Source organism: Streptomyces sparsogenes, assembly GCF_001704635.1.
GTDB classification, from domain to species: Bacteria; Actinomycetota; Actinomycetes; order Streptomycetales; family Streptomycetaceae; genus Streptomyces; species Streptomyces sparsogenes.
In genome coordinates, this window is record NZ_MAXF01000181.1 from 1 (window position 1) to 13,382 (window position 13,382).

A 13,382-nucleotide genomic window follows, 5' to 3' on the forward strand; every position below is an offset into this window, starting at 1 on the left:
TTGGGAAGGCTTCCGACCGGTATAGACGTCCATCGTGAAATGGCTCTTGGTGGTCCGGTCGAGGACGTAATCCGGCACCGTCCCCCGCAATGCGGCCGCCAGGACGGGTTTGTGGCGGCCGGCCACATACCGGTCCGCCAGCCGGACGGACAGCGCCGTCTCCACGACTCGATCATCCAGAAAAGGAGCTTCGAAACTCACGCCGAAACGCTCCCCGAGCGTGTTCGCGAAGCGAACAATGCAACCGTTCAAGCGGATACAGCGCAGTATCTCGTGTTGCGTGGGGGTCGACGACATCGGTGGGGGGTCCGCCGCCGCCGTACGGCGCATCACGTCCTGGACCAGTGCCGCGGCCTCCCGGGAAGCCCAGGGAGGAAGCTGCGGGGCGGGCTCCCACCCCACTTCCGACTCGATGCTCGGAGGAGAGAGCAGTTCGTCGGCCGATCGGCGCAGCCACTCGGCGTACGGCGGAAAGGGCCGGACGACGCGCAGGGTCGTGCCGAGGGACCAGCGTCGCCGGGCGCGCATCGCACGGACCATGCCCAGGGCTCTGATCGGACTCCGCTGGGCCATGGCGTTGGCATAGGTCGTTCCGGTCGCTGCCAGCTCATCGCTGCCATGGCCCTGAAGGTGCATGGTGACACCGCGCGAAGCCATGATCCGGGCGATGTGCTCCATGTGGCTCGTCATGGCGATGAAGGGCGGTGGTTCGTCCATCGCGAGATCGTCGCGGTCCGGCGAGTCGTAGTACGGTGCTGCCGTGTCGCTGTCGAGCACGATGTGCTCGGCGCCGGGCAGATCCGCCGCGGCCCGGTCGGCGACGGGGTCGTCGCAGTTCATCGGGTCCATCATCCGGCGTCGTACGGTCACCAGCCGACCGCCCTGCCCGGCGGCGAGAAAACAAAGGCTCGTCGAGTCCATCCCGCCGGAGAGATCAGCACCGATGGCCGCCGATGTGCCCGCCCGTGCCGCGACCGCCGCGACCAGCGCCCTTCGGAACTCGGGGGCGGCCACATCGACCGGGAGCTCCGGCGCCGGAGGGGTCCACCACCGGATCTGCTCGGCTGTTCCGTCGGGCCCAAGGCACAGGTAGTGCGCGAAGGGCAGGGGGTCGACCTCCCGCCACACGCTGCGCTCGCTCAAAGGCCACGGCGGTGCGAACGCGAGCAGATGCATCGCGAGCTGCTCCTCGGCCAGGGTCAGCCGCCGCAGCTCGCCCAGCGCGGATATCCGGTTCGCCGCGATCGTGATACCGGCGATCGATGTGGAGAAGAGCTCCCGGGCGCCGGAAAGGCTGCCTTGCGCCCTGACGAATCCGTCGATGGAAGCGACCAGGTGGAAAGAGCCCGCGGTCCGTTCCACGATCCTTCCCAGCTCCCGGACCGTGCGGACCTTTTCGAGCTGGACCAGGAGTTCGGGTTCCGTGCTGTGCGCGGCGCCCAAGAGCACGATCTTCGACGGACCGGCCTCGACGCAGAGGGCGGCGCCCGGGTTCCAGCTCCCCACCAGCCAGGGACGGCCGGAGTGGTGGTAGAGCGTGTTCTTCCGGTACTCCTCGGGGAGCCGGGCGCTCACCTCGTCCGCGGCGGGGTGGTCTGGCAGAACGACGAACTTCATGAATGGCTCCCAACGGTGTCGGGTGGTCCGTGTCGGATGCCGGGCGGTCGGTGCCGCGGCCCGGTCGTCGGCGGCCGGAACAGGGCAACCGACGACCGGACCGCGGACAGGGCGATCAGCCGCCGAACGTGCCGAAGAAGTCGTAGAGCCATCCCACGTTGACCCAACGGGTCTTCTCGGAGAATCCGCCGATCTCGAACAGCGCGGGGGCCTCGTAGTGCGTCTTCGCGTCCATGTTTTCTCAGCTCCTTCGTGAACGGACTCGGAAACAGCTCGTGAGAGCTGTTCGGTGTTCGTCATTCAGGATGCTGAGTGCGACAGCGGCCGTCCTTGTCGGTCCGCGCAGGCTTGTTGACGATTCACGCACGGCCGCGGGCGGCGGGCGCTCACCCGGCGGGGCCGAGCCAGCCCGGGCGGACCAGGCCCGATTCATAGGCCAGGACGACGAGTTGGGCTCGGTCGCGGGCGCCCAGTTTGACCATGGTGCGGCTGACGTGGGTCTTGGCGGTGAGCGGGCTGACGACCAGCCTCCGGGCGATCTCCTCGTTCGACAGCCCGAGCCCCACCAGCGCCATCACCTCCCGCTCCCGCTCGGTCAGCTCCGCGAGTGCGGCGGCGGGGGCGGGCTCCTTCGAGCGGGCGGCGAACTCGGCGATGAGCCGCCGGGTGACGCCGGGCGACAGCAGCGCGTCGCCCGCGACGACCGCCCGTACGGCGCGCAGCAGTTCCTCGGGCTCGGTGTCCTTGACCAGGAAGCCGGAGGCGCCGGAGCGGATCGCCTCGAAGACGTACTCGTCGAGTTCGAAGGTGGTCAGGATGACCACCTTCACCTCGCCGAGCCCGGGGTCCTCGGTGATCAGGCGGGTGGCGGCGAGTCCGTCGAGCAGTGGCATGCGGATGTCCATCAGGACGACGTCGGGGCGCACGTCGCGTACCTGGCGCGAGGCCTGCTCGCCGTCGGCCGCCTCGCCGACCACCTCGATGTCCGGCTGGGCGTCGAGCAGGGCGCGGAAGCCGGCCCGGACCAGCACCTGGTCGTCGGCGAGCAGTACGCGGATCAAGGGGCCTCCCTGGTCGCTTCGCCGGGAGGCGGCTGGCGGGGCGTCCCCGGCGGTGTTCCCGTCACCGTAGCCGCGGCGAGCGGAAGCCGGGCGTGAACCCGGAAGCCGCCGTCCGGGCGCGGCCCGGCCGCCACCGTGCCGCCGAGCGCCGCGGCCCGCTCCCGCATGCCGGCCAGGCCGTTCCCGCCGGTCATGCCCCGGGTCATGCCGTCGGCGGTCGCCGGGCCGTCGTCGTCGACCCGCAGCTCCAGCGCGCCCGGGGCGTAGCGCAGCAGGACGCGGGCGGTGCGCGAGCCGGAGTGGCGCACGACGTTGGTCAGGGCCTCCTGGACGATGCGGAAGGCGGCGAGGTCGGCGCCGGGTGGCAGGGCGGTCCGTACGCCCTCCGTCTCGACGGTCACCGCGAGGCCCGCGTCACGGGCCTGCCCGGTCAGCTCGGCCAGCCGGTCCAGGCCCGGGGCGGGCGAGCGGGGTGCGGCGCCGGGGGCCCGGAGGGTGTCCAGGACCTGGCGGACCTCGCCCAGCGCCTCCTTGCCGGCCGCCTTGATGGTGGTCAGGGCGGTGCGGGCCTGCTCGGGGTCCTGGTCGAGGAGGGCGAGGCCGACACCCGCCTGGACGTTGATGACCGAGATGCTGTGGGCGAGCACGTCGTGCAGTTCGCGGGCGATGCGCAGGCGCTCCTCGTCGGCCCGGCGTCGCTCGGCCGCCTCCCGCTCGGCGCGCTCGCGGGCCCACTGCTCCCGCCGTACGCGCACCAGCTCGGACGCGGCGACGATCGCCACCGCCCAGGCCGCGACGGCCGCCTCCGGCCCCCAGGCGGCGGGGCCGTCCCCGGCCGGCGGCAGCCATCGGTGGAGCCAGTGGGCGATGAGCAGATGGACGGCCCACAGCCCGGCGAGCGCGCTCCAGGCGGCCACCCGCCGCCCGGCGGCGACGGCGGCGAAGCAGGCGACGACGAGGCTGAGGAAGACGGGGCCGTAGGGATATCCGGCGCCGAGGTAGAGCGCGGTGACCGCCGCCGTGCCGAGGACCGCGAGCCGCGGGTGGCGGTGGCGCGCCAGCAGCAGCGCGGGCCCGGCCACCAGCAGGGCGCGGCCGAGGAGGCCGAGGCCGACCCGCTCGGGCTGGCTGTGCGCGGCGGCCTGGGTCCCGACCAGCTGCACCACCGCCAGGGCCAGGGAGGAGCGCCAGGGCAGGGCTGAGCGCCACGGCAGGGCGGCGGCCTGCCCGGTCCAGGGGTGCGGTCCCCGGGGGAATTCACGCATACCCGCCACGCTAGCCCGCCCCCCGGCGCGGCGGCGTCGGCCGGAGGCGGTGGCCGCGGCTACTCCCCGTGGAGTACGCGGTGCGGCGGGGGCGCGGACACCGTCGCTACGGCAACCGGGCGACGGGCGACCAGGCGAAACCACGCCCCGGCCACCCGCCCTGGCCTGGCCCTCCGCGTTTCTCGGTGTCCGGGGACGCCGGCGCTGCGGGTGCACGCGCCCGGAAACCCGCACACAGTGAAAAACATGACGCGCCGGCCCCTCCACGACGGGGGGGCGGGTGACCTACGGAGCCGGGCTGAGGTGCTGTGCTATGCGTGTGACCGGACTTGGGCATGCTGGACTGTTCATCGAGACCGCTGCCGGATCGGTGCTGTGCGACCCCTGGGTCAACCCGGCCTTCTTCGGGTCATGGTTCCCGTTCCCCGACAACACGGACCTGGACTGGGCCCACTACGGACAAGCGGCGGACTACCTGTACGTATCGCATCTGCACCGGGACCACTTCGACGCCGAGAACCTGCGCCGCAATGTGCGCAAGAACCTCACCGTGCTGCTTCCCGCCTTCGCCACCGACGAGTTGGAGTGCGAGCTGCGCGCGCTCGGCTTCACCCGCTTCCTGCACACCCGCAGCGGTGTCCCGGTCGAGCGGGACGGCCTGCGCATCATGATCACCGCCCTCACCGGCCCCGGCGACGGCCCCATCGGCGACTCCGCGCTGTCGCTGGACGACGGGGCGACGGTGCTGCTCAACCAGAACGACGCCCACCCGCTGGACATCCCCTCGATCCGGGCGTTCGGCGAGGTGGACGCGCACTTCCTGCAGTTCTCCGGGGCGATCTGGTGGCCCATGGTCTACCGGCTGCCGGACAGCGCGAAGCGGGAGTTCGCCGCGCGCAAGCGCGAGGGGCAGTCCGAGCGGGCGATGCGCTACATCGACGCCGTCGACGCCAAGCACGTGTTCCCCAACGCCGGCCCGCCCTGCTTCCTCGACGAGGACCTGTTCGAGTTCAACGGCACCGGCCGGGACGGGGAGAGCATCTTCGTCGACCAGCGGGAGTTCCTGGCGGAGCTCGCCGAGGCGCGGCCGGAGACCTCGGCGCATCTGCTGCTGCCGGGCACCGTCGCCGAACCGCAGGGCGCCGGGTGCAAGCTCACCCACCGCTACACCGCCAAGGAGATCGACCACATCTTCGAGAACAAGCGCGAGTACCTGCGCGAGTTCGCCCGCAGACAGCAGCCCGCGCTCGCCGCCGAGCGCGCCTCGCGGGCCCCGGCGCTGCCGCCCGAGCGCCTGCTGGCCGAGCTGAAGCAGTGGTGGGAACCGCTGCTGGCGCGCGCCGACCGGATCTGCGACGGGGTCGGCGGCCCGGCCCGGCTGGATGTCGACGACACCCCGATCGTGATCGACTTCCCGGCGCGCCAGGTCCGCCGGTGGGACGGTGAGCGCTGCCGCTACACGATCTCCACCACGGGCGACCTGGTGGCCACCAACATCGCCCGGCGCGAGGTCGACTGGTCCAACAGCCTGCTGCTGTCCCTGCGGTTCACCGCCAGCCGGATCGGGCCGTACAACGAATTCCTGTACGTGTTCTTCAAGTGCCTGTCGAGTGAACGCATCGAGTACGTGGAGAACTACTACGACTCGTGCCACGACGACGGCCAGCAGATCGAGCTGGACGGCTGGCGCATCCAGCGGCGCTGCCCCCACCTGCGCGCGGACCTCGGCCGGTTCGGGCAGATCGAGGGCGACCAGCTCACCTGCACCCTCCACGGCTGGCGCTACGACCTGTCCACCGGCCGCTGTCTGACCGCGGACGGCCACGACATCCGGGCGGAGCGCACGGCACCGGCCGATGGCTGAGGCCTGACGAATCAGCGTGTGACCAAGGGAACCCGGACCAGCCCATTCCGCGTCGTAAGCGGCGGTACACCGTGTTGTACGGTGCACAAGATCGCATAGCACGCATGTTGTTCGTAAGTCTGGGCAAGGCCCCGGGGCAGGGAGACAGACGCTGATGGGGTGGGATCTGACGCCCGACTGGCTCGACGACGCGGTGGAGTCGGGCACGTAGGCCGTCGGGGACGGTGTCGAGTGGCTGGGGAACAAGACCGCGGAGGGCCTGGACAAGGTCGGCTGGGAGAGCGGGGCCGACTGGGTCCGCGACAAGTCCCGCTCCGCGGCCAACGCCCTGGGCGCCGACGTGGCCGAGATGCGGCTGGACGAGACCGAGGACTCGAGGAAACTGGTCTTCGGCAGCGCGGGCAAGCTGCGGTCCACGGCCACCCACCTGCGCGACTTCCAGAAGGCGTTCGACCAGGTCGGCAAGGGGCTGAAGGGACTGGACGCCTCCCATCTGAAGGGTCAGAGCGCGGACACCTTCCGCGAGAAGGTGTCCGTCGAACCGCAGAAGTGGTTCAAGGCGGCCGACGCCTGCGAGAAGGCCGCGGCGGCCCTGGAGGGCTTCGCCGGCACCGTGGAGTGGGCACAGGGCCAGGCGGCAGAGGCGGTCGAGGCGTACAAGGCGGCGAAGAAGGCGTCGGAGGAGGCGCGGTCCGCGCCCAACGCGAAGGTGGAGGCGTACAACACGGCGGCCGACACCTACAACGCCGCCGTCAAGGACGGCAAGGACCCGGGGCCCGAGCCGAAGAAGCCGGGGGCCTTCCACGACCCGGGCCCGGCGAAGGCCAAGGCCGCGCAGGAGATCCTGGACGAGGCGCGGCGGCAGCGGAACAAGGCGGAGGAGACGGCGCGCAGGGCGGTGGAGCAGGCGCGGGACGCGGCCCCGCCCAAGCCCTCCTACAGCGAGCAGGTCAAGGACGGGCTGGACGGCCTGTCACTGGATCTGGACCACTTCGCCGGCGGGGTGGTCAAGGGGACGGCTGGGCTGGTCAACTTCGCGCGTCAGCTCAACCCCCTGGACCCGTACAACCTGACCCATCCAGCCGAGTATGTGACGAATCTGAACAGTACGGCGGCGGGTCTGGTCACGCTGGCCAACGACCCGATGGGCGCGGGCAAGAACATGCTCGACGCCTTCGCCAAGGACCCCGGCGAGGGGCTGGGCCGACTGGTGCCCGAACTGATCGGCACCAAGGGACTCGGCGTGGCCCGGGAGGGCCTGACGGCCGCCTCGTACGCCCGGCGCGGGACGGAGGCCGCGCGGGCGACCCGGGCCGGAGAGGACGCGGCGCGGGCGGCGCTGCGCAAGGAGGGGCGGCACCCGTTCGCGCGGGAGGACGCCCGGAAGACCTGCAAGGGCACCGATCCGGTGGATCTGGCGACGGGCAAGATGTTCCTGCCGCAGACGGACGTGGCCCTGCCCGGTGATCTGCCGCTGGTGTTCCGCCGCCGGGTGGAGTCCGGCTATACGGCAGGGGGCTGGTTCGGCCCGTCGTGGTCGAGCACGGCCGACCAGCGGCTGGAGATCGACGCCGAGGGCGTGGTGTTCATCAGCGAGGACGGGCTGCTGCTGCCCTATCCGCACCCGGCCCCCGGCCTGCCCACCCTCCCCGAGACGGGCCCGAGGTGGCCGCTGGAACGGGACCCCGACGGCGACTACACCCTCACCGACCCCGCCAGTGGCCGTGTCCTTCACTTCACCGGCCCGCGGAACAGGGGTGACGGGGTCGCGCGTGCGGACCGGATCACGGACCGCAGCGGTCACGTCATCAGCTTCGACTACGACAGCGACGGCGCCCCGCTGAGCATCGTCCACTCCGGCGGCTACCACCTGAAGCTGACCACCCAGGACGGCCGGATCACCGCCCTGCACCTGGCCGGTGGCGCGCCCGACGGCTCCGACCAGGAGATCGTCCGCTACGGCTACACCGACGGCAACCTCACCGAGGTCGTCAACTCCTCCGGTCTGCCGCTGCGGTTCGAATACGACGACGAGCGCCGGGTCATCTCCTGGACCGACACCAACCAGCGCCGCTACGGCTAGGTCTACGACAACCGCGACCGCTGCATCGCCGAAGGCGGCGAGGCGGGCCACATAGCCGTCCGCATCGACTACCTGGACGCCGACGGGGCGAGTGGTCACCGGGTCACCACGGTCACCACCCCCGAGGGCCACACCAGCCGCTATCTCGTCGACCAGGCCTGCCGGATCGTCGCCGAGACCGACCCGCTGGGCCACACCACCCGCAGCTCCTACGACCGCCAGGGCCGGCTGGTGACCCGCACCGACCCCCTGGGGCACACCACCCACTACACCGACGACACCCACGGCCATCTGGTCACCGTCACCCGCCCCGACGGCCTGCGAGCGGCGGCCACCTACAACGCCTGGGGCCTGCCGCTGACCGTGACCGGCCCGGACGGAACCGCCTGGCACCAGACCTGGGACGAGACCGGCCACCGCACCAGCCTGACCGACCCCGCCGGCCACACCACCCACTACACCTACGACACCCACGGACACCTGGCCGGCGTCACCAACCCGCTGGGCGAGACCACCCGCATACGGTGTGACGCGGCGGGCCTGCCCGTCGAGATCACCGACCCGCTGGGCGCCACCACCCGCTACGAGCGCGACCCCTTCGGCCGCCCGATCACCGTCACCGACCCGCTCGGCCACATCACCCGGCTGGAGTGGACGGTGGAGGGCAAGCTCGCCACCCGTACCTACCCGGACGGCAGCCGGGAGTCGTGGACGTACGACGGCGAGGGCAACTGCACCAGCCACACCGGCCCGCTCGGCGCGACCACCACCTACGAGTACACCCACTTCGACCTGCTCGCCGCCCGCACCGGCCCCGACGGCCTGCGCTACGAGTTCACCCACGACAGCGCGCTGCGGCTGACCCAGGTCACCAACCCCCAGGGCCTGACCTGGTCCTATGAATACGATCCGGCGGGCCGCCTGGTGGCCGAGACCGACTTCGACGGCCGCACCCACACGTACGCCCACGACGCGGCCGGACGGCTCACCGCCCGCACCAACCCGCTCGGCCAGACCATCCAGTTCGAGCGGGACGCGCTGGGCCGCACCGTCCGCAAGACCGCCGACGGCCAGGCGACCACCTTCACCTACGACGCGGCCGGGCGTCTGGCCACCGCCACGGGGCCGGACGCGGAGGTGGTCTACCAGCGGGACCGCATGGGCCGCGTCAAGTCCGAGATGGTGGACGGCCGGGTCCTCACCCACGCCTACGACGCGCTGGGCCGCCGGGTCCGCCGCACCACCCCCACGGGCGCCACCACCACCTACGCCTACGACCCGGCGGGCAACCGCACCACCCTCACCGCCTCCGGCCACACCCTCGCCTTCGACCACGACGCCACGGGCCGCGAGACCACCCGCCACATCGACGACACCCTCACCCTCGCCACCGCCTGGGACCCCCTCGGCCGGCTCACCGCCCAGACCCTCACCGGCCAGGCGGCCGCCGACCACGCCCTCACCGGCCCGGCGGCCGCCGACCCCCTCCACCACCGCACGTACACCTACCGTCCCGACGGCCACCTCACCGGCATCGACGACCACCACACCGGCCCCCGGACCTTCACCCTCGACACGGCGGGCCGCGTCACCACCGTCCGCGCCGAGGGCTGGACCGAGACCTACGCCTACGACGAGGCCGGCAACCAGACCCACGCCACCTGGCCCGAGCCACACCCCGGAGCCGATACGACGGGAGACCGGGCCTACACCGGCACCCGCATCACCCGCGCCGGACGCACGCGCTACGAACACGACGACGCCGGCCGCCTCACCCTCCGCCGGAAGACCCACCTCTCGGCGAAGCCCGACACCTGGCGCTACACCTGGGACGCCGAAGACCACCTCACGTCCGTCACCACCCCCGACGGCACGGTGTGGCGCTACCTGTACGACCCCCTCGGCCGCCGCACCGCCAAACAACGCCTCGCCCACGACGGCGAAACGGTCGTCGAGCAGACCGACTTCATCTGGGACGGCCCCACCCTCGTCGAACAGACCACCACGACGACCGGCCTCCCCCGGCCCGTCACCCTCACCTGGGACCACCAGGGCCTGCACCCGGTCGCCCAGACGGAGCGGATCACCGACACCACCACCCGGCGCGAGATCGACCGACGCTTCTTCGCCATCGTCACCGACCTCATCGGCACCCCCACCCACCTCGTCGACGAGACCGGCGACATCGCCTGGCGCGCCCGCACCACCCTGTGGGGCACCACCACCTGGACCGCCGACAGCACCACCTACACGCCGCTCCGCTTCCCCGGCCAGTACGACGACCCGGAAACCGGCCTCCACTACAACCACCACCGCTACTACGACCCCGAAACCGCCCGCTACACCACCCCCGACCCCCTCGGCCTCGCCCCCGCCCCCAACCCCGCCACCTACGTCCACAACCCCCACACCTGGGCCGACCCCCACGGCCTCACGCCGTGCAAGCCCTCTCTGAGGGAGCGTCTGCGGTCCCTGCTCGGCAGGGACTCCGCGGCTCCACAGACGCCGGAGCCGGAGCCTGCGGCCGCCCGGCAGCCCCTCATGCTGGAATCGCCCAACCCCGCCATGGAAAGCGTCAGCAAGCTGTACGGACCGTTCCACCGGCGGGGCACACCGACTCAGACGCCCGAGGTGACGCAAATGGTGATCGAGTCGGGCCAGCTGTGGGGCCGCGAAGCGCGCTGGGGAGGCGAGGAGATGGTCCAGGCCCACCGGGGTCCCATTCCGGACAACCACGGCCCCGGAAGCTTCGAGTTCTACACCACCGTCGAGCCCAAGCCGGCGAACAGGACACCGCCCGGCTATGTGGCGTGGGAACTCGGCAGCGAGGCCGGGGTGGGTAGGGTCCACCACGGCGGCGAGGACTTCGCCTCCATCCCCGTCTTCGTCACGGAGGTGAGATGACGTGCGGCGCATCGAGGCAGCGGCGTTCCACGGCTCCCCCCAGGCGTATGTCGCCCAGCTCGAGGTGACCACCGAGAGCCTGGAGGCCCGCTGTGGCGCCCGTGAGATCACCCGGGACGACCTGGGCGACTGGTTCACCTTCGCCTTCGCCCTCGACAGCGGCACGCTCGCGGCCCTGGTGCGGGAGGCCGAGCACGCCCCGCACCCCGGCTACATCCTCACGGCCATGGGGGATGAGCACCCGCGCGCGGTGCTCACGGAATTCCTGGCCGAATCGGGGCTGAGCGCGGATCGTGTCCTCCACGAGGGCTTCGACTGAGACGGCCTCGGCCCCCGGAGCACTCGCCAGGGCCCGGCGTCGGCACCCCGCCGACGCCGGGCCCTTCGCCTTGTCCGGCCACCCCCCAAAGGACCTTGTCCGCCCATCCCCAGGGGACCCTTCGGGCCGCCGGGGGCAACCGTTCGCTTTGATCGATCCGGCAGTTCGGCACATTGACCCCCTGCTGGCGCGGCCATAGCGTAGAGACCGGTTGCTATCCCCTTCCCGAACCGGAGGCCCCTGCCTTGCCCGAGCGCCCCCTGGCGTTGTTCGCCATGAGTACGAAGACCCTGCCCAGCGTCTATCCCCCCGAGGTGCTGGAGCGACTGCGGGCCTCCGTGGAGGTCGATCCCTCCCTGGTCGCCGAGGACTTCCGGGACCCCCGGGTGCGCAGCGCCCTCGGCCGGGCCGAGATCCTGCTGACCGGCTGGGGCTGCCCGCTGATCGACGCGGCGGTGCTCGACGCCGCGCCCAGGCTGCGCGCCGTGCTGCACGCCGCGGGGTCGGTCAAGGGCATCATGGCCCCCGGCTGGTGGGAGCGGGGGCTGGTCGTCTCGTCCGCCGCGGACGCCAACGCGCTGCCGGTCGCCGAGTACACCCTCGGCATGATCATCCTGGCGGGCAAGGACCTCTTCGCCGCCCGCGAGCGCTACCGCTCGCTGCGCACCTTCCCGGTCGCCGAGATCCTCCCCGGCATCGGCAACTTCGGGCGCCGGGTCGGCCTCGTGGGCGCCTCCAGGGTCGGCCGCCGCGTCATCGAGCTGCTGCGCCCGCTGGACTTCGAGGTGTTGCTCGCCGACCCGTACGTCGGCGAGGCCGAGGCGGCCGCGCTCGGCGTGAGGCTGCTGCCGCTGGACGCGCTGCTCCGCCGCAGCGACATCGTCTCGATCCACGCGCCCGCGATCCCCGAGACCCACCACATGATCGGCCGTGACCAGCTCGCGCTGATGCGGGACGGGGCGGTGCTGATCAACACCGCACGCGGCAGCCTGGTCGACCACGACGCACTGGTCGAGGAGGTGCGCACCGAGCGGCTCAGCGCCGTGCTCGACGTCACGGAACCGGAGCCGCTGCCCGCCGACTCCCCGCTCTTCGACCTGCCGGGCGTCTTCATCACCCCGCACCTGGCGGGGTCGCAGGGCAACGAGGTGCGCCGGCTCGGGCTGTCCGCGGTGGGCGAGTTGGAGCGGCTGCTGACCGGGGTGCCGCTGTCCCACCGGGTGGACCCGGCGGAGCTGGAACGGGCCGCCTGAGTCCGGCTGCCCTCGTCCGCGCCCGCGTTCAGCAATCGATCTCTACGGCCTCACGCCGCCTCTCCCTGCCCGAGCTTCGGTCCACTGGTTCGTACGACCGACCATGAGCAGGGGGCGTCCAACGGCTGGCGGGCGTTCGACGGCGACACCGCCACGTACACCGACACCCTGGCCGCCGAGAGCTGGATCGACGACGGCCACAACGGGCGCTGCAACCTCGCCGAGATCCAGATCTGGTACCTGGCGCCCGACACGGAGTGACGGCGCGCTCGCCGCGCGCGTGTCCCGCCCGTGCGTAGCGGGCGGGACACAGCAGGTGAGAGCACACCGCCGTGGGGTACCGGTAGGGGGCACGTCTACCCTGATCCGGCCGCCTTCGGGCGGCGCGTTCGGTTCACCCAGGCGACAGGAGCACGACCATGGCCACCTCCACCGATGTGGAAGCCCCTCCCGAGGGGGCGGCGGAGAATCGTTTCCGCACGTGGCTCCTCAAGGGCCTGTCCGACCTGGGCAAGCAGCCGTCCGGACCGCACGCCCCCGAGGCGGAGGTCCACCGGGGGCAGCGGTGGTGGCGGGTGATGTGCCTGACCGGTGTGGACTACTTCTCCACCCTCGGCTACCAGCCGGGCATCGCCGCCCTGGCCGCCGGGCTGCTCTCCCCCGTCGCCACCCTGGTGCTGGTGATCGTCACCCTGGCCGCCGCCCTGCCGGTCTACCGGCGCGTCGCCCAGGAGAGTCCGCACGGCGAGGGATCCATCGCGATGCTGGAGCGGCTGCTGACGTTCTGGCAGGGCAAGCTGTTCGTCCTGACGCTGCTCGGGTTCGCCGCCACCGACTTCCTGATCACCATCACCCTCTCCGCCGCCGACGCCTCCACCCACCTGGTGGAGAACCCCCACTTCACCGGCGTCCTGCACGGCCACGAGGTGATCATCACCCTGGGTCTGGTCGCCCTCCTCGGCGCCGTCTTCCTCAAGGGCTTCACGGAGGCCATCGGGGTGGCGGTGGTCCTGGTC

General features: G+C 71.9%; 7 protein-coding genes and 2 pseudogenes. 5 read left to right on the forward strand and 4 right to left on the reverse strand.

Annotated elements, in window-relative coordinates:
* The 4 genes from BBH68_RS33685 to BBH68_RS33695 form a co-directional block, all read right to left on the reverse strand.
* On the reverse strand, window positions 1-1,617 hold a 1,617-nt coding region (locus BBH68_RS33685), incomplete at its 3' end, for an asparagine synthase-related protein (RefSeq protein ID WP_065967567.1).
* Between the two features lie 115 nt (window positions 1,618-1,732).
* On the reverse strand, window positions 1,733-1,852 hold the full coding sequence (locus BBH68_RS41095; protein ID WP_104531482.1) for a lasso RiPP family leader peptide-containing protein: 120 nt from the start codon (window positions 1,850-1,852) through the stop codon (window positions 1,733-1,735).
* Between the two features lie 151 nt (window positions 1,853-2,003).
* Window positions 2,004-2,678 carry a response regulator transcription factor gene (locus tag BBH68_RS33690; RefSeq protein WP_065967568.1) on the reverse strand — a complete coding sequence of 225 codons (675 nt, stop codon included), beginning with the start codon at window positions 2,676-2,678 and terminating at the stop codon, window positions 2,004-2,006.
* The gene (locus BBH68_RS33695; protein ID WP_065967569.1) at window positions 2,675-3,943 is read right to left on the reverse strand and encodes a sensor histidine kinase; all 1,269 of its coding nucleotides are present in this window, start codon (window positions 3,941-3,943) and stop codon (window positions 2,675-2,677) included. The genes BBH68_RS33690 and BBH68_RS33695 overlap by 4 nt, the downstream gene beginning before the upstream one ends.
* Before the next feature lie 313 nt (window positions 3,944-4,256).
* Here BBH68_RS33695 and BBH68_RS33700 point away from each other — a divergent pair, with 313 nt between their 5' ends.
* The 5 genes and pseudogenes from BBH68_RS33700 to BBH68_RS33725 form a co-directional block, all read left to right on the forward strand.
* Window positions 4,257-5,807, forward strand: a complete 1,551-nt coding sequence (locus BBH68_RS33700) for a Rieske 2Fe-2S domain-containing protein (protein WP_065967570.1) — start codon at window positions 4,257-4,259, stop codon at window positions 5,805-5,807.
* A 154-nt stretch (window positions 5,808-5,961) separates the two neighbouring features.
* Window positions 5,962-10,794, forward strand: a pseudogene (locus BBH68_RS33705) (putative T7SS-secreted protein).
* Window position 10,795: 1 nt separating this feature from the next.
* Complete coding sequence (locus BBH68_RS33710) at window positions 10,796-11,113, forward strand: hypothetical protein (RefSeq protein ID WP_065967571.1); 318 nt, start codon at window positions 10,796-10,798, stop codon at window positions 11,111-11,113.
* 245 nt (window positions 11,114-11,358) lie between these two features.
* Entirely contained in the window at window positions 11,359-12,366 is a 1,008-nt protein-coding gene (locus BBH68_RS33715) for a hydroxyacid dehydrogenase (protein ID WP_065967572.1), read from the forward strand.
* Between the two features lie 419 nt (window positions 12,367-12,785).
* Window positions 12,786-13,382: pseudogene (locus BBH68_RS33725) on the forward strand (amino acid transporter); the annotation flags it as partial.

Coding starts and splice junctions, on each gene's coding strand:
- BBH68_RS33700 (WP_065967570.1), top strand. CDS start 4,257: ATGCGTGTGACCGGACTTGGGCATGCTGGACTGTTCATCGAGACCGCT.
- BBH68_RS33695 (WP_065967569.1), bottom strand. CDS start 3,943: ATGCGTGAATTCCCCCGGGGACCGCACCCCTGGACCGGGCAGGCCGCC.
- BBH68_RS41095 (WP_104531482.1), bottom strand. CDS start 1,852: ATGGACGCGAAGACGCACTACGAGGCCCCCGCGCTGTTCGAGATCGGC.